23 protein-coding genes, 2 pseudogenes and 1 riboswitch are annotated in these 15,828 nt (G+C 64.4%); of the genes and pseudogenes, 14 read left to right on the top strand and 11 right to left on the bottom strand.

Going from position 1 to position 15,828, the window contains the following annotated elements; translation table 11 throughout:
• Window positions 1-55: 55 nt before the first annotated feature.
• A complete protein-coding gene (locus tag NKI32_RS14160; protein ID WP_353002868.1) occupies window positions 56-937 on the top strand; it encodes an EamA family transporter in 882 nt (293 codons plus the stop codon).
• A gap of 144 nt (window positions 938-1,081) precedes the next feature.
• Window positions 1,082-2,251, top strand: coding sequence for a hypothetical protein (locus tag NKI32_RS14155; RefSeq protein ID WP_353002867.1), 1,170 nt, complete (start codon window positions 1,082-1,084; stop codon window positions 2,249-2,251).
• Window positions 2,252-2,341: 90 nt separating this feature from the next.
• On the opposite strand, the gene NKI32_RS14150 is transcribed toward NKI32_RS14155, so the two are convergent.
• From NKI32_RS14150 to NKI32_RS14125, 6 genes are all read right to left on the bottom strand, one after another.
• The gene (locus NKI32_RS14150; RefSeq protein WP_023689018.1) at window positions 2,342-2,434 is read right to left on the bottom strand and encodes a hypothetical protein; all 93 of its coding nucleotides are present in this window, start codon (window positions 2,432-2,434) and stop codon (window positions 2,342-2,344) included.
• Window positions 2,435-2,507: 73 nt separating this feature from the next.
• Window positions 2,508-2,606, bottom strand: a complete 99-nt coding sequence (locus NKI32_RS14145; RefSeq protein WP_023684816.1) for a hypothetical protein — start codon at window positions 2,604-2,606, stop codon at window positions 2,508-2,510.
• A 58-nt stretch (window positions 2,607-2,664) separates the two neighbouring features.
• The gene (locus tag NKI32_RS14140) at window positions 2,665-2,763 is read right to left on the bottom strand and encodes a hypothetical protein (protein ID WP_023670351.1); all 99 of its coding nucleotides are present in this window, start codon (window positions 2,761-2,763) and stop codon (window positions 2,665-2,667) included.
• A 201-nt stretch (window positions 2,764-2,964) separates the two neighbouring features.
• Window positions 2,965-3,555: a DUF924 family protein gene (locus tag NKI32_RS14135; RefSeq protein ID WP_352443676.1), complete on the bottom strand. Its 591-nt coding sequence runs from the start codon at window positions 3,553-3,555 to the stop codon at window positions 2,965-2,967.
• A gap of 2 nt (window positions 3,556-3,557) precedes the next feature.
• Entirely contained in the window at window positions 3,558-3,833 is a 276-nt protein-coding gene (locus tag NKI32_RS14130; protein WP_352521046.1) for a hypothetical protein, read from the bottom strand.
• Window positions 3,834-3,844: 11 nt separating this feature from the next.
• Entirely contained in the window at window positions 3,845-4,468 is a 624-nt protein-coding gene (locus tag NKI32_RS14125; RefSeq protein ID WP_353002866.1) for an SDR family oxidoreductase, read from the bottom strand.
• Between the two features lie 111 nt (window positions 4,469-4,579).
• On the opposite strand from NKI32_RS14125, the gene NKI32_RS14120 reads away from it, so the two are divergent.
• Entirely contained in the window at window positions 4,580-5,542 is a 963-nt protein-coding gene (locus NKI32_RS14120) for a LysR family transcriptional regulator (RefSeq protein ID WP_353002865.1), read from the top strand.
• Window positions 5,543-5,568: 26 nt separating this feature from the next.
• Here the strand turns inward: NKI32_RS14120 and dinB are convergent, their stop codons facing one another.
• Window positions 5,569-6,810: a DNA polymerase IV gene (dinB, locus tag NKI32_RS14115; RefSeq protein WP_353002864.1), complete on the bottom strand. Its 1,242-nt coding sequence runs from the start codon at window positions 6,808-6,810 to the stop codon at window positions 5,569-5,571.
• 233 nt (window positions 6,811-7,043) lie between these two features.
• Between dinB and NKI32_RS14110 the strand changes: the two genes are divergently transcribed.
• The 3 genes from NKI32_RS14110 to NKI32_RS14100 all read left to right on the top strand — a co-directional run bounded on the left by NKI32_RS14110 (window position 7,044) and on the right by NKI32_RS14100 (window position 8,322).
• Window positions 7,044-7,280: a hypothetical protein gene (locus NKI32_RS14110; protein ID WP_352762996.1), complete on the top strand. Its 237-nt coding sequence runs from the start codon at window positions 7,044-7,046 to the stop codon at window positions 7,278-7,280.
• A 154-nt stretch (window positions 7,281-7,434) separates the two neighbouring features.
• Window positions 7,435-7,842 carry a heme-copper oxidase family protein gene (locus tag NKI32_RS14105; protein ID WP_023684822.1) on the top strand — a complete coding sequence of 136 codons (408 nt, stop codon included), beginning with the start codon at window positions 7,435-7,437 and terminating at the stop codon, window positions 7,840-7,842.
• 258 nt (window positions 7,843-8,100) lie between these two features.
• Window positions 8,101-8,322, top strand: coding sequence for a hypothetical protein (locus tag NKI32_RS14100; RefSeq protein ID WP_023670355.1), 222 nt, complete (start codon window positions 8,101-8,103; stop codon window positions 8,320-8,322).
• A 300-nt stretch (window positions 8,323-8,622) separates the two neighbouring features.
• Here the strand turns inward: NKI32_RS14100 and NKI32_RS31560 are convergent.
• Both NKI32_RS31560 and NKI32_RS14090 read right to left on the bottom strand, forming a co-directional pair.
• Window positions 8,623-8,757 (bottom strand): annotated as a pseudogene (locus NKI32_RS31560) (PRC-barrel domain containing protein); the annotation flags it as partial.
• Window positions 8,724-9,053 carry a hypothetical protein gene (locus NKI32_RS14090; protein WP_023705173.1) on the bottom strand — a complete coding sequence of 110 codons (330 nt, stop codon included), beginning with the start codon at window positions 9,051-9,053 and terminating at the stop codon, window positions 8,724-8,726. The pseudogene NKI32_RS31560 and the gene NKI32_RS14090, both read right to left, overlap by 34 nt.
• Window positions 9,054-9,213: 160 nt before the next feature.
• On the opposite strand from NKI32_RS14090, the gene NKI32_RS14085 reads away from it, so the two are divergent.
• The 4 genes from NKI32_RS14085 to NKI32_RS14070 all read left to right on the top strand — a co-directional run bounded on the left by NKI32_RS14085 (window position 9,214) and on the right by NKI32_RS14070 (window position 10,833).
• Window positions 9,214-9,516 carry a hypothetical protein gene (locus NKI32_RS14085; protein WP_023684824.1) on the top strand — a complete coding sequence of 101 codons (303 nt, stop codon included), beginning with the start codon at window positions 9,214-9,216 and terminating at the stop codon, window positions 9,514-9,516.
• A 341-nt stretch (window positions 9,517-9,857) separates the two neighbouring features.
• A complete protein-coding gene (locus tag NKI32_RS14080) occupies window positions 9,858-10,187 on the top strand; it encodes a DUF1236 domain-containing protein (RefSeq protein WP_023670359.1) in 330 nt (109 codons plus the stop codon).
• A 98-nt stretch (window positions 10,188-10,285) separates the two neighbouring features.
• Window positions 10,286-10,501 (top strand): hypothetical protein, encoded by a 216-nt coding sequence (locus NKI32_RS14075; RefSeq protein ID WP_023670360.1) that lies wholly within the window; start codon window positions 10,286-10,288, stop codon window positions 10,499-10,501.
• 92 nt (window positions 10,502-10,593) lie between these two features.
• Entirely contained in the window at window positions 10,594-10,833 is a 240-nt protein-coding gene (locus NKI32_RS14070) for a DUF2934 domain-containing protein (protein WP_353002863.1), read from the top strand.
• 156 nt (window positions 10,834-10,989) lie between these two features.
• Here NKI32_RS14070 and NKI32_RS14065 read toward each other — a convergent pair whose 3' ends face one another.
• Both NKI32_RS14065 and NKI32_RS14060 read right to left on the bottom strand, forming a co-directional pair.
• Complete coding sequence (locus NKI32_RS14065) at window positions 10,990-11,241, bottom strand: hypothetical protein (RefSeq protein WP_023684826.1); 252 nt, start codon at window positions 11,239-11,241, stop codon at window positions 10,990-10,992.
• Window positions 11,242-11,506: 265 nt separating this feature from the next.
• Window positions 11,507-11,896: pseudogene (locus NKI32_RS14060) on the bottom strand (GSU2403 family nucleotidyltransferase fold protein); the annotation flags it as partial.
• A 210-nt stretch (window positions 11,897-12,106) separates the two neighbouring features.
• Window positions 12,107-12,219: riboswitch (TPP riboswitch) on the top strand.
• On the opposite strand from NKI32_RS14060, the gene NKI32_RS14055 reads away from it, so the two are divergent.
• The 4 genes from NKI32_RS14055 to NKI32_RS14040 all read left to right on the top strand — a co-directional run bounded on the left by NKI32_RS14055 (window position 12,210) and on the right by NKI32_RS14040 (window position 15,699).
• Window positions 12,210-12,818, top strand: coding sequence for a YkoF family thiamine/hydroxymethylpyrimidine-binding protein (locus NKI32_RS14055; RefSeq protein ID WP_023670364.1), 609 nt, complete (start codon window positions 12,210-12,212; stop codon window positions 12,816-12,818). (Overlaps the previous riboswitch by 10 nt.)
• A gap of 255 nt (window positions 12,819-13,073) precedes the next feature.
• Window positions 13,074-13,916: an ABC transporter permease gene (locus NKI32_RS14050; protein WP_023735462.1), complete on the top strand. Its 843-nt coding sequence runs from the start codon at window positions 13,074-13,076 to the stop codon at window positions 13,914-13,916.
• Window positions 13,913-14,695: an ABC transporter ATP-binding protein gene (locus tag NKI32_RS14045; RefSeq protein ID WP_353002862.1), complete on the top strand. Its 783-nt coding sequence runs from the start codon at window positions 13,913-13,915 to the stop codon at window positions 14,693-14,695. Before NKI32_RS14050 ends, NKI32_RS14045 begins: the two co-directional genes overlap by 4 nt.
• Window positions 14,692-15,699, top strand: a complete 1,008-nt coding sequence (locus NKI32_RS14040) for an ABC transporter substrate-binding protein (protein WP_353002861.1) — start codon at window positions 14,692-14,694, stop codon at window positions 15,697-15,699. The genes NKI32_RS14045 and NKI32_RS14040 overlap by 4 nt, the downstream gene beginning before the upstream one ends.
• The last annotated feature ends 129 nt before the right edge of the window (window positions 15,700-15,828 follow it).

Here is a 15,828-nt window from a genome sequence, read left to right as displayed (position 1 = left end):
ATCCCTATCTCCAGCCTGCGCTACGGCCTGCTGGTCGCGTGGGGAGGGACTGGAATTGACGTCGACGTCGATTGCCGCAGCTGAAGCGAAGGCCTTGCCGATCGGCGCGTTGCTTGGCGCCATGGTGTCGATCCAGATCGGCGCCACCTTCGCCAAGAGCCTGTTTCCGCTGATCGGCGCCAATGGCACCACGGCGCTGCGGCTGGCCGTGGGCGCGCTGATGCTGGCGGCGGTGCTGAGGCCGTGGCGGGTGCGGCCGTCGCGCGCCGTGCTGCCCTGGCTCATCGCCTATGGCGTCAACCTCGCGGCGCTGAACCTGCTGTTTTATGCAGCGCTCGCCAGAATCCCGCTCGGCGTCGCGGTGGCGCTCGAATTCTCCGGCCCGCTGCTCGTGGCGACGCTGTCGTCGCGGCGCGCCACCGACTTCGTCTGGGTGGTGCTGGCCGTTGCCGGCATATTGCTGTTGTCGCCCTTCATCCACTCCGGCAGTGCACTCGACCCGGTCGGCGTGATGCTGGCGCTGGCCGCCGGCTGCTGCTGGGCGCTCTACATCGTCTTTGCGCAAAAGGCCGGCGCCGAGCTTGGCAGCCAGACCACGGCTTACGGGCTGGTCATTGCCGCTGCCGTCGGCCTGCCGTTCGGTCTGGCCGAGGCGGGCACGAACCTCATCGCACCCGCGATCCTGGTCAGCGCGCTGCTGGTCGGGCTGTTCTCCAGCGCCTTGCCGTTCTGGCTGGAGATGGTGGCGCTGACCCGGATGCCGGCCAGGCTCTACGGCACGCTGACCTGTCTGGAGCCGGCGCTGGGCGCGCTGGCCGGCTTCCTGTTCCTGCACGAGATCCTGAGCCCGTTGCAATGCGCGGGCATCGCCGCCGTGGTCGTCGCCGCCTTCGGAGCCGCGCTGACCACCAGGCCGCCGGTGCCATCGCCGGAATAGGTGCCTGAAATGGGTATGTGACGCCGATGCCGTGGTCCGCCGGTCCCGTGTCCGGTTGCTCAAGCGCCTGCAGCATCGATATATGATCGATGTATGCGCAGGAGATCCAGATGAGCAGGGCCGACAGCATTGCTTGAGCCGTCCGTGATCAAGGCAATACTCCTTGTCGGGATCGCCGCTGTCGTTGCGGCTCTCGCCTGGCGGCTGGCGCGGTCGCGTCGCCAGGCCCGGCTTCGTGAAGATCCGGCCAACGACTACGCCGTGCGCCGGAACTGGTCGGGCAACCACGGCAAGCTCAATCATTCGACCTTTGTCTATTTCGATGCCGATCGCGACGGTCGCTACGGGCTCGGCGACCGCCCGATGGCTGGCATCATGGTCAGACTGCATGATGGCGACGGCCGCTTCGTCGCCGCGGCGCGGAGCAATCGCGGCGGCTTTGCCAATTTCCTGGCGTCGACGAAACGTCGGGCCGCGCCCATCCATGTGCCGGGCAGCTACCGCTTCACCGTGTCGGTTCCGCCCGGCTGGCGCTCGAGCAGCGCCAACGAGGTCCAGTCGCAGCACCTCCGGCCGCTGCCGGGCTCGCCCACCGGGCTGGTGTCGGACGCAATGCTGCAGCCGGTCGGCCTGTTTGCGATACGCCGGCTCAGCGGCCGCGTAGCGGACGGTGTTTCGACGAGCATCTCGGTGATGGCGAAAGGGCAAGAGGTGGCGGTGCATCCGCTCAGCGATGGCTTCCGCCTCGATCTGCCCGATGACGCCGACGCGATCGAAATCACCGGCGGTGGCATGGAACGACGACTGGCCTTGTCGGCCTACCCGACCGAGCTCGGTCTGCTGTCGCCCGAGAATGCGGCAGTCGACAGCGCCGCGTCCTTGCAGGCCATCGGTTTCGACGATGTCACGACGCGCGGCCTGCGCAAGGTGCCGTCCGGTTATGCCGGGTTGACCTGGTTCAACCTGAACGCACTGGCGCGCGATCACACCGAAGGCAGCGAAGGCTACGTCAACGGCAATATCTCGGGAGACCATGTCTGCTATACGAGCAGCGGACACCCGGCCGAATTCTCGAGCGACAAACCGTTCGGGTTCCATTCCGTGATGCTGACGGCGGCATGGTTGAAGTCCGAAGGCGAAACCGCACTGGTCGAGAGCTGGCTTGGCGACCGGCTGATCGCCAGCGACACGATCGTCCTGTCGGCACTGGCGCCCGTCCACTATGCGCCGATGCTGGCGGCGGTGACGCGCGTACGCCTCTCCACGAGCCACTATTGGCAGCTAGTGCTCGACGATCTGGTGGTTGTGCGCTGAACGGTCCCGCCGCCTGCGGGAGATCATGCTCCGGAAACGATCAAGCCGCCCGACTCTGCCAGGAGGATCTCGATCTACCGGGGAACGAGTTTAGCCCGGAATAGGAGCAGAAGCGCCGTTCGCGGTGATCTGCGAGAGCTTGCCCTTTTTTACCAGCACTGGCTTGGAATAGGTCTTCCTCATTTTCCACTCTCCACGTCGGGCACCCAAAGCCCTGTTCCCGGCCAGACGGCACGAGGCGTCGGATAATCGGCTGCTAGACGGCGACCGGCCCGGAGCCGTTACCATTGTCGGCTGTAACCTGCGAGAGCTTGCCCTTCTTGACCAGCACCGGCTTCGAATAGGTCTTCTTCATGCCGCATCTCCAGTGTCAGGCGGGCCGCCAGATCAGGCGAAAGTCCGACTCAACAACTTCACTCGATCGGGCCGGAACCCGCTCCATTGGCGAGCGCCGTAACCTGCGAAAGCTTGCCTTTTTTGACCAGAACAGGCTTCGAATAGGTTTTCTTCATAGTGAATCCTCCAAGCTTACGCGATAATGCCAGACGGATCGGCACTGTCAACCTTCGCGGCGCCGTCGTCCCGCCCCGGGTTTTCTTGGTCCCGATGCACTAGATCATGATGAGATATTTGGTTGCAATCTCATCATGATCTAACCCTTTGTTGGAGCATGATCTTTTCCAAAAACCGGGCCTGCTTTTTGGAATCATGCTCTAACCCGCAAATCCACCTTCATCGAGAAAGCGTTGTTCTTGGGCGTGCATGGCGCGGCCGAGGATCGGGTTGCGGTGCGGAAAACGTCCGAAACGGCGGATGATGTCGCGGTGATGTTCGGCCCGCTTCAGGTCGGACGGGCCGATGTCGCGCGACAGCGCCACCGAGCGGTCCTGGTCGGCAATCGCTTCGGAATGCGCGAAGGGCAGCCCGAAGAACAGCCGCAGCGAGGGATCGACCATCCGCTGGAACCCGGCATCGATCGCCTCAGTAGCGATCGCGCGGGCCTTCCCGTCGCTGGCATACATGCGCGGCGTGTCGCGAAAGGCGTTGCGCGGGAACTGGTCGAGCAGCAGGAGCAGCGCCAGAGCCCCGTAGGGCGTCGCCATCCAGCCATCGCAGTCGCCGCGCGCTGCGGCCTCATGCAGCCGCAGGAAGCGATCGCGAAACTCGCGGTCGAAGGCCGCATCCTTGGCGAACCACGCGGCAGGTCCTGCCTGCCACCAGAAGCCGACCACGGCGGCAGCGGCATCCGGCACATTCTTCCGGGCGGCGAGGCCGCCCGGTTCGACGGTTGCGATGGCGTCCATTGTCAGGCCGCCTTCGCATCGCCGGCCAGTGCCGCCCAGTCCAGCGCTCTTGCCCAATCGGCGAATGAGGTCGGCTTCACCGGCAGCAGACGGGTCGTCTGGCCGAAATCGACGGCAAGCACGGTCTGCTTCTGGTTGTGGATCCAGGCATAGCTGGCGGCAGTCTGTTCGGCGGCGTCCTTGCCGAGCACGGTTTCGAGCGCGGCGGCGAAGTCCGCCAGCGGCACCGGATAATAGCTGACTTCGCGGCCGACAATGCCTGACAGGATGACGGCCATCTCCGGTCCGGTCAGCGCCTGCGGCCCGCCAATGTCGAAGCTGGCACCGGCAAGCTCCGGATGCCGCAGCGCTTCGACACGTAGGCCGCCATATCCTGCCAGGAGATCCAGGAGGTCTGGAAGTTGGCCGGCAGCGGATAGGCGAGGACGCCCTGATGCATGATCGCCGGCGCGCTCCAGGGCGCCGCGATATTGCTCATGGCCAGCGTCGGCTTGAGGACGATAGATGGCGGGCCGAACGTCTTGATGTAGTCGATGAGTTCGGCCTTGGCGTCCATCACCGCCGTGCCGGAATGGCCCGACACATGGCCGCTGGTGTTGAACACCAGAAGCTTGACGCCGCCTTGCTGCGCCGCATCCGCAATGTTGCGGCCGTAGCGCAGGATCTCTTCAGGGCTTGCACCGACCGGCAAGGTCAGCGCCACCGCATCAACGCCGAGGCAGGCGAGGGCCAGTCGGCCGGGGTCGGCGAGATCACCGCGCACGATGTTGACCCCATCGCCGAACGGATCGGGCGAGCCCTTGCGTAACAGGACACCCACCGTGGCGCCGGCGGCGCGGCAAGCGCTGACAATGGCCGACCCTTGGGCGCCGGAGGCGCCGGTGACCAGAACCGAATTGGGAAAGTTTGGCATGGATTTGCTCCTCTCTGAATGAGTGCCGACGAAACCGGCACCACCGTCTTCGCGTCGAAGAAGGCATTCGCAACTTTACTCTGCTGAATCCAGTGATATGATTTCAGGAATATGCTGAACAAAATTGACCTGGCGCGCGCCGATCTCAATTTGCTGGTCTTGTTCCAGGCCATCATGGAGGAGCGGCATGTCGGTCGCTCGGCGGAGCGGCTAAACCTGTCGGCCTCGGCGGTCAGCCATGGCCTTGGCCGGCTGCGCAAGGTGCTTGGCGATCCGCTGTTCCTGAAGACGCCGCGCGGCGTCGTGCCCACCGACCGGGCAACGGAGCTTGCCGAACCGGTGGCCGAGATCCTGGCGCGGGTGCGCCGGGTGATCGCCAGCGCCGAGCCGTTCGATCCGGCCCGCTCGACGCGCCGCTTCACCATCGGTGCGCCGGATGCGGTGTCGTCGGTGCTCCTGCCGCCGCTGCTCGACCAGATCCGCCTTTTGGCCCCCGGCATCGACATCGGCATCCGGCAACTGCTGCCACGCCAAGGTGAACCGTCGCCCACTACTGCCTGGAGCGACTGTGTCGCCGAACTCGAAGCGCGCGCCATGGATGTCGCGGTGATTCCGTTCGACGGCCTGCCGGCACGCTTCACCGTCGACAAGCTCTATGAGGAGGATTTCGTTGTCGCCATGCGCGCCGGCCACCGCTTCGCCGGCCATCCGTGCCTCGACGCCTATTGCAGCGTGCAGCATATGGTCGTCTCGAGCAATGGCGATCCGAACGGGTTTGTCGACAGGGTGCTGGCTGAACGCGGCCTGTCGCGTCGCGTCGCGCTGACTGTCCCCAACTTCATGTTCGGACTGGCCGTGCTTGCGCAGACTGATCTGATATCGGCCTATCCGCGCCGGTTCCTCGCCATGTATGGCGGCCGTTTCGGTGTCGTCGGCGTCGATACGCCCATCCGGCTCGGCCACTTCAACATCAACAGCATCGTGCCGAAGGTTGCGCTGATGGATGCCGGCCTGGCCTGGTTGGTCGGCCTGCTCAAACAGAGCGGCAATGCAGCGCGGACTGGCCCAGCCTAAACATTGGCCTTGCCGTCGCGCCGCACTCACAGTTCCTTCTCCGCCAGTTCGCGGAAGGCATCGGGAACCGAGCGCCGGGCTTCCAGCGCCACGGCGCCATAGCCGACAGCCTCTCTGCCAAAGCGCTGGCGGATCTTGTCGATGGCGCGGTCGGCGCCAAAGCGCGCCAGGCCTTGCCTGCTGCCGGCCCGCTGCTTTTCATCGGCAAGCCCGAGCGGCAGCTCCAGCTGCAGCTCGGCACTTTCTTCCAGCTGCGACACCGAGATCGCCAGCAGCGAGATGGTCTTCTCCCGAGGGTTGGCGGCCAGCACGCCGCGCACCAGCTCCCCGGCGATTTCGGCCAGCATCGCGGTTGCCGAAATCGGCTGATCGAGCGTCAGCGAGCGTGTGACAGCGTGCAGATCGGCGAAACGCACGCGCACCGTCACCGTGCGCCCGGGCCGTGATTTCGCCCTGAGCCGGCTTGCGACCCGGTCTGCCAGATGCAGCAGCACGGGTCCGAAGATACGCGCCTCGGCCGGCCGTCTGCCAAGCGCCGACTGCGCGCCGGCGGAATGCGACCGCCTGTGGGTTTCGAGCTTTCGCGGGTCGCGGTTCCATGCCAGCGACGCCAGCTTTTCGCCGGTGGCGGGCCCGAGCAACCTTCGCAGCGCCCCGCTATGCGTCTTTGCCAACTGGCCGATGGTCTCGATGCCGATCTCGGCCAGCCGCGCCTTGGTCGCCGGGCCGACGCCCCACATCAGGCCGACCGGCAGATCATGCAGGAAGGCAAGTTCGGTGTTCGGATCGACCACCACCAGGCCCTCGGGCTTGGCCACCTGCGAGGCGATCTTGGCCAGATGCTTGGTGCGCGCCACGCCGATCGAGATCGGCAGGCCGAGCTCTGCCCGGACGCGCCGACGCACCGTGGCGGCGATCTCGGCCGGCGGTCCGAACAGATGCGTGCAGCCGGCCACATCGGCAAAGGCTTCATCGATGGAAATCCGCTCGACCAGCGGCGTGAAATCGTCGAGCACCTTGATGGCGGCGTCGCCCAGCCGCTGATAGTCGGCGAAATGGCCGCCGACGAAGATCAGTCCGGGGCAAAGCTCGCGCGCGCGTCGTCCGGGCATGCCGCCGCGCACGCCGAAAGCCCTGGCTTCGTAGGAAGCGGCAAGCACGACGCCGCCGCCGACGGCGATCGGCTTGCCCCTGAGCGCCGGGTCGAGCAGCTGCTCGACCGAGGCGTAGAAGGCGTCGAGATCCGCATGCAGGATGGTGGGCTCCATCCCGACCGTTCCCTTTGCGGCGTTGCAGCATTAGCCGCGTCTGTTGTGAGAGGCGTTTTTGCCGAACAAATAGAGAACAAACAGGGCCTATTGTCAAGCGAAGCGGTTGTCGCCGGCCGGCCCGTTCCAGGTCGGGCTGTCGAGTGCTCCGCCTGGGCATCGGACCTGCGGAACATTGTCTCTCGCCTCGGCGTTCATATCCGCGACGGGACGCTGTTTTTGTGGAGGCCGGTATGGGCCAGTTCGAGATGATCGACCTCGTCAGCGTCATTGACGCCTGCACGAGCGATCGCGTTGCCGGGCACTGCGTGTCAATGGCCAGGGCGGTGGAGGAGTTGCGAGTGCTGACCGGTGATTTCGTATCGCCGGACGAGACGGTGGCCAACGCGCTGTCGGCAGTGGCGCTGGGGCGCGGCTGCGCGGTGGTGTTCGACGAGCGAGCGGGCGCCGAGATCTTGCTGACGCCGTAGCGCGGCGGCGCCGGGTTGTGGCAGCCAGAAAAGTCGAACAGCGTGCAAAAAGCTGTGCAGGCATGGCCCCATAACCGGGGCGTGGAAAAGTTCTGCGCGTGGGTGTATTCTCCAGGTCGCAAGCGGTCGCAGACCGCATAGGGGGAGAAATGACATGCCGAGGGTTTCAGAACTCTTTTTCAAAACTGCCATCTTGTTCCTGATGTTGGGGATTGCGGCCGGCCTGCAGATGGCGATCTCGGGTGACCACGCCGCTTTTCCGGCGCACGCGCATATCAATCTGCTCGGTTGGGTGACGAGCGCCATCTTCGGCGGCTACTACGCGCTCAATCCGCAAAAGGCGGCGCGTCGCATCGCCATGATCCACTACGGGCTCTACACACTCGGCCTGGTGATCATGCTGCCGGCGCTGTATGTGATGCTGCAGGGAAACCCGGCGCTTGAACCGATCGTCGCCGGCGGCTCGCTCATCGTCGCCGCTGCCGTTCTGGTTTTTGCTTTCGTGGTGTTTTCGCCCGAAACGGCGCGCTCGGTGTCCGGCGTGGTGCCGGCTTCTCGCTGACTGTTCGCGCAGCGATCAAGTCCGACCCGCGTTCGCGACCCGCGACGCGGGTTGGCCAGCCCGATGGACAGCCGCTGGTTTGCGGTGTCTACCGCCGCGTGGGCGACCATAACTGAGCCCCACACGTATTATTTCGTGACTATTTGGCGCCGGAACCTTCCCAGATATCGCGCGTTGCGGCGACTGTATTCGCGCTGCCTTATATATAGGCAGCCTTGAGTACGTCCACAGCATGGGTTGGGGGAGGAGCAGGACACCATGTCGAACAGAGAAATCGGAACGTCGGCCTCGCTGGGCCGACGCATCGCCGATCTGAAGGCCAGGATGCGAGACGCCAGCGTTACTGAACACGAGATGCAGACCTTCCAGAAGGTCGCAGCCATCATGGGAGGTGTCGAAGGCTCCCTACGCCTCGACGCCGACGACCTGATCGCGGCGTCCTTCGTCACCGAGGCGCTCGGCGATCCCGGGTCGAATTGAAGCCATGCGCCCGTCGGCACTAAGTGCCGGCGGTCGATGGGCCGTTACGCCGGTCGTCTGCGATACTGGAGCGTGTGCGCACCGCCTGCGGCGGACAATCTCTTGCGCACTTTGAAGATTTCAGGCGAGCGGCCTCAACGGCGCTTGGAACATTGGACTTCGCGTTCGTGCTCTCGGCTGCCTCGCGGCTGTCGAAGGTGTGTCGCCGTCGCCGTCCAGTCCTTGACCACAAGGGCTAAAGCAACCAAACCGCCAAGGCGCCTTAAACGAAGGATCCGACCAGCCGGATCCTTCGAAATATCAATCGCGATGCTCCGGCATCGCCTTCAGCTCATCCTTGGTCCAACTGGTGACGGCGTGGACGTCCCGGGAAACCTCTCGAAAGTCCGCGGTCGCTGCCCTTACACGTCGTCGAACGGGCCGCCGCGCCTCGCCAGGTCGTGACCAATGGCGGCTTCCTCGGCGTCGTCGGGCAAGGCATCGTCACTGTCCTGGTAGGGGTTGTCGTCATCCTCCTCGGGCAGTTCGCCTTCCTTCTCGACTCCGGTGGTGTCCGGCAGGCTTTCCTCATCTGCTCCGTCGGGCAGGACCGTTGCGCCACGCAGCGCATCCCAATCCTGCCGGCGCGGCGTCGGCGCTTCCACCTCGTCATTGGCGATCCTGTCGCGGGCATCGTTTTTGCTCGGTGGCGCCTCGACCTCGTCATTGGGTTTTCTGTTTCGTTCTTCCATGATTGCCTCCTCCGGGCGGCTTTGCGTCGAGAAGGTGGAACTCACTTCCGGCTGTCAGGTTCCGGCAACCACTCCATCTCCGTGGAACCAATTGCCGCCAGTCTGCTTTGCCAAGGACTAGTCTGCTTTGCCAAGGAGATGAATCCAGAGGAGCTGGACCATGAAGACTTTCCCCCTCATCCCATGCGTGCTGCTCTTGGCGCTGGCCGACCCGGCGGCTGCGCAGGACAATGGCGACCAGCACGGCCCTGCCGCGCCTTGCCAGGCGCAGCCTCAGGACGATGGTCAGAAGCCGCCGGTCGCCAATGGCGGCGGCGAATCGACCAGCACGCTCGGTCCCTGCGGCGGCGTGCTGCAGCCGCCGCCCAGTGGTGACCAGGGTATGACGCAGCCGCCGCCGGATCAGGGCAAGACGCCGGTGATCAAGCCTGGCGAGGTGCCTGCGCAGCCGCCGAAGCAATGACCTTTGCTTGAAACTTCACGGCGTGGCACGAAGGCGGTCGGTTCCGGTCTTGGCCGGGCGACGCGGTCACCGGATCAATGCCGGCGCCGGCCGCGATCGCCACCGGAATTGGAGCCATGCATCATCCATGTCGAAGGTCTCCTGAGGGATTGTGCTTCAATGCGAATCTTGCGGGTGCGGGTTCTGCTGGCATGACCGGGAAGCCGATCAATTTAGTCTCCGCTTGCGGAACAAGACCGTACCGGCTGCGTTTGCCTCCAGGAGCCCGCCACCTCGATCTGCGCTGTTTTCGCCTCATGCGGGAACACGGCGGAGCTCGCCAACAACGACAGGAGACGAAGATGAAAACCATCCTTATTCCCGCCGTCGCCGGGCTCGCCATGATCGCTGGTATCGGCATTGCCGCCGCCGACGAGGTCATCGTCACGCAGCCGGCACAGCAGCAGGTGATCATCACCCCGGAACAGCGCACGGTCGTGCACCAGTACGTAAAGAAACATCCGCTTGCCTCGGTCAATCTGCTCGGCGTCGAATTGAATGTCGGCACTGCCTTGCCTGACACTGTCGAGCTGCAGGAGGTTCCCGACGTTCAGTACAGATACGCCGTCGTCGACAACCATACCGTGTTGGTCGACCCCAGCACGCGCAGGATTGTCGAGGTGGTCGAGTAACGCTCGACAACCTAACCATTCATCGGTGATACGGCCCTGTCGTTCTTCCCAAAAGGGCGGCAGGGCCGAATGACGAACATGATGAAAGGAGAATTGCCATGTTGCCGCATGTCGAGACCCCGAACTCCGCCAATGTTGCGGCGTGTTGCGACAAGTTGCTGGCCGAGCGCAACACGGCGCTGTTATCGATGAAGGAAGCGATCGCGCTCCTGCGGGAGCGCACCGGCACCGATCGTTCGGATGCCGACCTCGCCGGGCTGATCGTCAAGAAAGCGGCGCTGCTCGGCGTTGCGGTGATTTCCGACCCGCGCTGAGATGTCTCGTCACTCAAGACGCCGGTCGAATTTTCGGCTAATGTTTTCGTGGAATCTGGACCAACCGACCGGACCCAACCACGGAGGCTTAAGTGACGGACGACAAACAGGACCGCATTCGCCAGCGCGCGCACGAGATCTGGGAAAAGGCCGGCCGGCCTGAAGGCGCGCATCAGGAACACTGGGAGCAGGCCACGGCTGAAGTCGATGGCGCGGTCGCCAAGCCCAAAAAGGCGGCGAAGAAAGCTGACGCCAAGCCCCGCAAGGCAGCCGCCAAGCCAAAGGCGGCGAAGCCTGCCGCCGCAAAGTCCGGCAAAGCCAAATCGAAATAAGGCCAGAAATAAGGCCAGTCGAAATAAAGCAAGGCCGGAATTCGCTGGCCGGGGCCATCCTTGGCGCCCGCCGTTCAGGCGCGCCCGAGCCTCTCAACCTGACGAATTGCGCCTGCGACGGGCAGCGCAATTCCGTGTGTTTGGCGACAGGCGCCCTCATGCCTCCCAGGCATAACTCGACAGCGCAAAGCGAATGCCGGCAGCTGTCATGGCCAGTTCGCATTCGGTGATCTGGCGCAGGTGGCGCAGATAGCGCGTTACAGTCTGTGGCAGCCAGCCGGCGCAGGCCTCGACATAGGCGCGGCTGTGAACAAGGGTGCCGGTCGACAGCCTCTCGTCCTTCTCGGCAACGACTTTCAGATATTGGCGGATGAAGCGGATGTCGTCGGCGATGTCTTGGCTGGCCATTCGCCAAGCCCCGGCGAGGCGTTCGCACTGATCGAATGACAAGGGCAACAAAGGGGGCGGCAATAAAGGCGGCGGCAACAAAGGCGGCGGCAACGACGGGGGTGACAGCAAAGGCCGAGAGAGATCGGCGAAGGCAACATGGTTCGCTGTGCTCAAGGACATTCCTCTCTGCGAAAAGAGATATCGTACTTTATGTACGAATAAGCGTCAAGCCAATTTCGTACGGTTGGGACGATGGAAATGAATATAGCAGCGGTCGCTTCAGCTAATCCCGCATCGTGAATCCTTCAGGAGTCGCACCAATTTCGCGGAGGGATTTCCCCAGGATGGTGTGACTGTTTTCCCTCGTGGCGGCGTCGAACAGGTTCAAGCCGCCCCGGATCGTCTCGCGCCAGTTTTCGCCCTTGTCCCACGCTTCCATGAAGGCGAAGGCAAGGTCGTCCTGGCGACGCGTGGCTTCGAGCGCTTGGGTCAGCAGGCGCGCTTGATGGAGATCCTTCTCCCGCTTGGCGCCAGCGCTCGGCCCGCGTCGCGAGGCGACGATCAGCTTGTGGATGGCGTAGCGCTGGGGCGAGGGGACCAGCACAGGCAAGCCCGAGCGATGCAGGAGCACAGTCCGGATGGGGTCGCGGATAAGGAAATCCAGAAACCGTAAGGGCTGCGCGGAGTCTCTGCCGTTTTCTTATAATTACGTTTATCAGCTTGAATTTCAACGCAGTTATAAGAAGTTCGTGGAAACGTTATAACGCAACGAACTGACGAGTCGTCTGTTAACGCCCGGGCGCCCGGCACGTCTGGCCCAAAACACTTTCCCGCAGTGCCTCAACAAACGGCTTCCCCAATGCCGCGAACGGTGCTTTAACCCGCCCATCCACAGGGGTGCTCCGTATCGTCGGGGCTGAGATGAGGGCGGCAAGCCTTCGGACCCTAAAGCTGATCTGGATAATACCAGCGGAGCGAGGCGGGCGATGTTTTCAGGCGCACAGATTTCCCTTTATCCCATGACCGACGATTTCGTCGGCGTCATCCTCGGCGCGCTCGGCGCGCTCGATCCCTGGCGCGACCGGCTGCGGATCGAAACCGATGACATCTCGACCCTTATGGTCGGGCCGCCCGAGGTGCTGTTTCCCGCCATGCGCGACCTGTTCGTCGCGGCGGCCAAAAGCGGCAAGCACTGCGTGCTTTCGGCGGCGGTCTCGCGCGGCTGTCCGGGCGAGCCCGACGATCCGATCTGCCGCTCCGACGAGACCGGCGGCCCCGCCATTCCGCTGGACGAGCGCAAGATCGCCGCGATCCGCGCTGTCCAGGCCACGCCGTCGACCGGCCAGCCGGTGGCGGCGCAGTTCTCGCTCTACGTTATGGGCACGGGCGACCATATGGACGAGATCTACGGCTGCATCGATTTCCTGAAACAGTCCGGCGTCTTTGAGCGCTCAAAGAACTTCTGCACCAAATTGCGTGGCGATGCCGGTGCGGTGTTTGCCACGCTCAACGAGGCCTTCTGCCGCTTCGGCCCCGGCGCCGGCCACGTCACCCTCGACATCACGATCTCGGCGAACAGCCCGAGCGCCGTCTGAGCCGCGGCTCAAGCGTCGTTCCTTGAGGATATTGCCGTGGCTGGTTTATCTGACCCATTGCGTGGAGGAGATGCCTCTGACCCCTCAGCACAGAGAGGAGGGGAGCCATTGGCGATTGGCGAAGACCGCGATGCCCACGAATCTCCCCCCTCGAGCAGGAGATGGCCGGCAGGCCAGAGGGGGTCCCAGCGCGTGGAGCGCCGACGTCCTTTTCGCATCGGCAAGGCGTGGGCGCTCTATGCGAGACGACCCCCTCTGTCGCCTTCGGCGACATCTCCCCCTCGAGGGGGGAGATTAGCCGCAGCCATCGCCAAGACCATCCCCGCCGCCTGCGCCTCCGCCCTGCTCCTCGCGGCGTGGGAGCTCTACGCCCGCTATGGTGGCGCTGCGCCCACCATGCTGCCGGCGCCGTCGCGCGTGCTGCAGCAGGCCTGGGAGCATCGCGCTGCCCTTGCCGACAACACGCTGCCCACCATCCGCGCCACATCAGCCGGCTTCGCCTGCTCGTTGGTCGCTGCCTTCGTGCTTTCGGCGGTGGTCGATTTCTTGGCCCCGCTGCGCCGCGCGCTGTTTCCGCTGCTGATTGTCAGCCAGACCTTGCCGCTGGTCGCGATTGCGCCGCTCATCGTACTGTGGTTCGGCTTCGGGCTGATGCCAAAAATCTTGCTTGTGGCGCTCGTTACCTTCTTCCCGATGATGGTGGCGCTGGTCGAGGGTTTTGCCGCGACCAGCAAGGCGATTTCGCAGATGCTCGCCACCATGGGGGCAGGGCGCTGGCGCATCTTCTGGCTGGCGCGCCTGCCTTCGGCGCTGCCCTATTTCTTCGCCGGGCTGCGCATCTCCATCACCTACGCCGTCGTCGGCGCGATCTTCGCCGAATATGCGGGGGCGGCGAAGGGGCTGGGCATCTACATGCTCAATGCCAAGAACAACTTTCGGCCCGATCTGGTGCTCGCCGCGGTCGCCGTCAGCGCCGCGCTCACGCTTGTCTTGTTCGCCATTGCGGTGCTCGTCCAGCGCTTCGCCATGCCTTGGGAGAATGCAGGGAGCGAAAGCCGCGACGGCAAGGTTGAAGCTGCAGAAGAGAACCGTCAATGACGCGGCTCGAACTCCGGGACATCAGGAAGAACTTCGGCGCGCTTGAGGTGCTCGCCGGCATTTCGCTTCATGTCGCGGCCGGCGAGTTCGTCTCCATCCTCGGCCCTTCCGGCGCCGGCAAGTCGACGCTGTTCCAGTTGCTGACCGGCGCGCTGAAAGGCGAGGGCGACATGCGCTTCGACGGCGCGCCATTGCAGGGCAGCCCCTTCGCCTTCATGCCGCAGCGCGACGCGCTGATGCCGTGGCGGCGCGTCATCGACAATGTGACGCTGGGGCTGGAAGTGCAGGGTCTTGGCCGCAAGGCGGCGCGCGAACGCGTCGCGCCGTTGTTCGCTGAGTTCGGCCTTGCCGGTTTCGAGCGCGCCTGGCCGGCCGAGCTTTCCGGCGGCATGCGCCAGCGCGCCGCCCTTTTGCGCACCGTGGTGCAGCAGCGCGACATGCTGCTGCTCGACGAGCCCTTTGGCGCGCTGGATGCACTGACCCGCGCGGGTATGCAGCGCTGGCTGGAAGGCATGTGGCAGCGCCACCGCTGGACCGCGCTGCTGATCACCCATGACGTGCGCGAAGCCGTCTACCTCTCCGATCGAATCTATCTGATGTCGGCGCGGCCGGCCCGCATCACCGGCGAGATCGCCGTGCCGCTGCCGCGCCCGCGCACCACCGGCAGCGATGCCGCGCGCCAGGCCGCCGCGCTCGAAGCCGACATCCTCGACACGCTGCTCAATCCCGGGACTGACCGGGGCTTGTTCCCGCAGACCGCTCAAAGGAGTTTTTCATGACGGAATTCACACGCCGGCAGGCTTTGCTGCTGACGCTGGCCGCCGGATTGCCGCTGGCCTCGCGCGCTCATGCGGCTGCGCAAAAAATCACCGTCGCGCTCGACTGGACGGTCAACACCAACCATGTCGGCCTGTTCGTTGCCCGCGACAAAGGGTTCTACCACGAGGCTGGGCTCGATGTTGAGATCCTGCCCTATGGCGATACCGGCGCCGGCACGCTGGTCGCCAACCACATCGCCGATTTCGGCATTGCCGGCGTCGGCCTGTTCACCCAGCGGGCCGCCGGCGCCGACCTCAAAGCGGTCTACGCCGTGGTCCAGCAGGAGACCGGACGGCTGGTCTTCAACGCGGACCGTAGTGAGATCAAAGGCCCGAAAAACCTTGACGGCCTGACCTATGGCGGTTTCGGCAGCGCCTGGGAAAACACGCTGATCTCGACCATCATCCGCCACGATGGTGGCAAGGGCGTTTTCGAGACCGTGACGCTCGGCACCTCGGCCTATGAGGCGCTGGCCAACGGCTCGGTCGACTTCACGCTGGAGGTCTCGACCTGGGAAGGAGTCGCTGCCGAGCTGAAAGGCGTCAGGCAGCGCAGCTTCCGCTACGCCGACTACGGCGTGCCCGACGAGCACACCACCTTGATCGCCTCCAGCAATGCATATCTCCAGGCAAACCCGAAGGCCGCATCGGCCTTCGTCGAGGCAACGCGGCGCGGCTACCAATTTGCCTGCGATCACCCGCAGGAAGCCGGCGATCTGCTGATCGCGTCCAACAAGGACGCGCTGACCGACCCGGCGCTGGTCCACGCTTCGCTGAAGATGCTCGTCGACGGGCATTTCTTGCGCAGCCAGGACGGCGTCATCGGCACCATCGACAGGGCCAAGATCGAGGCGATGGGAACCTATCTCTTCAACGCCAGCATATTGCTCGATGGCGATGGCAAGGTTCTGAAGGAGAAGCCGGATTTTAGAGCGTATTTCACGAACGAGTTTTTGGGCGCGTAATCTCTCCCCTCGAGGGGGAGATGTCGCCGAAGGCGACAGAGGGGGTCGATACGTCCTGACGCGACTTCCTATCGCGGACAGAGGACGTCAGCGCCTTACGCGCCGCGACCCCCTCTGGCCTGCCGGCCA

The sequence above is a fragment of the Mesorhizobium sp. M0761 genome (assembly GCF_040320205.1).
Lineage (GTDB): Bacteria > Pseudomonadota > Alphaproteobacteria > Rhizobiales > Rhizobiaceae > Mesorhizobium.
Note: the sequence above shows the minus strand (reverse complement) of the source record. Positions and strands in the feature narration are given on the sequence as shown.

Excerpts from the sequence above, each read along its gene's own strand:
- NKI32_RS14145 (WP_023684816.1), bottom strand. The coding sequence starts at position 2,606 with ATGAAGAAGACCTATTCGAAGCCGGTGCTGGTCAAGAAGGGCAAGCTC.
- NKI32_RS14140 (WP_023670351.1), bottom strand. The coding sequence starts at position 2,763 with ATGAAGAAAACCTATTCGAAGCCTGTTCTGGTCAAAAAAGGCAAGCTT.
- NKI32_RS14080 (WP_023670359.1), top strand. The coding sequence starts at position 9,858 with ATGAAAACCATCCTTATTCCCGCCGTCGCCGGGCTCGCCATGATCGCT.
- NKI32_RS14150 (WP_023689018.1), bottom strand. The coding sequence starts at position 2,434 with ATGAGGAAGACCTATTCCAAGCCAGTGCTGGTAAAAAAGGGCAAGCTC.
- NKI32_RS14135 (WP_352443676.1), bottom strand. The coding sequence starts at position 3,555 with ATGGACGCCATCGCAACCGTCGAACCGGGCGGCCTCGCCGCCCGGAAG.
- NKI32_RS14085 (WP_023684824.1), top strand. The coding sequence starts at position 9,214 with ATGAAGACTTTCCCCCTCATCCCATGCGTGCTGCTCTTGGCGCTGGCC.
- NKI32_RS14075 (WP_023670360.1), top strand. The coding sequence starts at position 10,286 with ATGTTGCCGCATGTCGAGACCCCGAACTCCGCCAATGTTGCGGCGTGT.
- NKI32_RS14120 (WP_353002865.1), top strand. The coding sequence starts at position 4,580 with ATGCTGAACAAAATTGACCTGGCGCGCGCCGATCTCAATTTGCTGGTC.
- NKI32_RS14125 (WP_353002866.1), bottom strand. The coding sequence starts at position 4,468 with ATGCCAAACTTTCCCAATTCGGTTCTGGTCACCGGCGCCTCCGGCGCC.
- NKI32_RS14045 (WP_353002862.1), top strand. The coding sequence starts at position 13,913 with ATGACGCGGCTCGAACTCCGGGACATCAGGAAGAACTTCGGCGCGCTT.
- NKI32_RS14105 (WP_023684822.1), top strand. The coding sequence starts at position 7,435 with ATGCCGAGGGTTTCAGAACTCTTTTTCAAAACTGCCATCTTGTTCCTG.
- NKI32_RS14065 (WP_023684826.1), bottom strand. The coding sequence starts at position 11,241 with ATGGCCAGCCAAGACATCGCCGACGACATCCGCTTCATCCGCCAATAT.
- NKI32_RS14100 (WP_023670355.1), top strand. The coding sequence starts at position 8,101 with ATGTCGAACAGAGAAATCGGAACGTCGGCCTCGCTGGGCCGACGCATC.
- NKI32_RS14055 (WP_023670364.1), top strand. The coding sequence starts at position 12,210 with ATGTTTTCAGGCGCACAGATTTCCCTTTATCCCATGACCGACGATTTC.
- NKI32_RS14130 (WP_352521046.1), bottom strand. The coding sequence starts at position 3,833 with ATGGCCGTCATCCTGTCAGGCATTGTCGGCCGCGAAGTCAGCTATTAT.
- dinB (WP_353002864.1), bottom strand. The coding sequence starts at position 6,810 with ATGGAGCCCACCATCCTGCATGCGGATCTCGACGCCTTCTACGCCTCG.
- NKI32_RS14110 (WP_352762996.1), top strand. The coding sequence starts at position 7,044 with ATGGGCCAGTTCGAGATGATCGACCTCGTCAGCGTCATTGACGCCTGC.
- NKI32_RS14090 (WP_023705173.1), bottom strand. The coding sequence starts at position 9,053 with ATGGAAGAACGAAACAGAAAACCCAATGACGAGGTCGAGGCGCCACCG.
- NKI32_RS14040 (WP_353002861.1), top strand. The coding sequence starts at position 14,692 with ATGACGGAATTCACACGCCGGCAGGCTTTGCTGCTGACGCTGGCCGCC.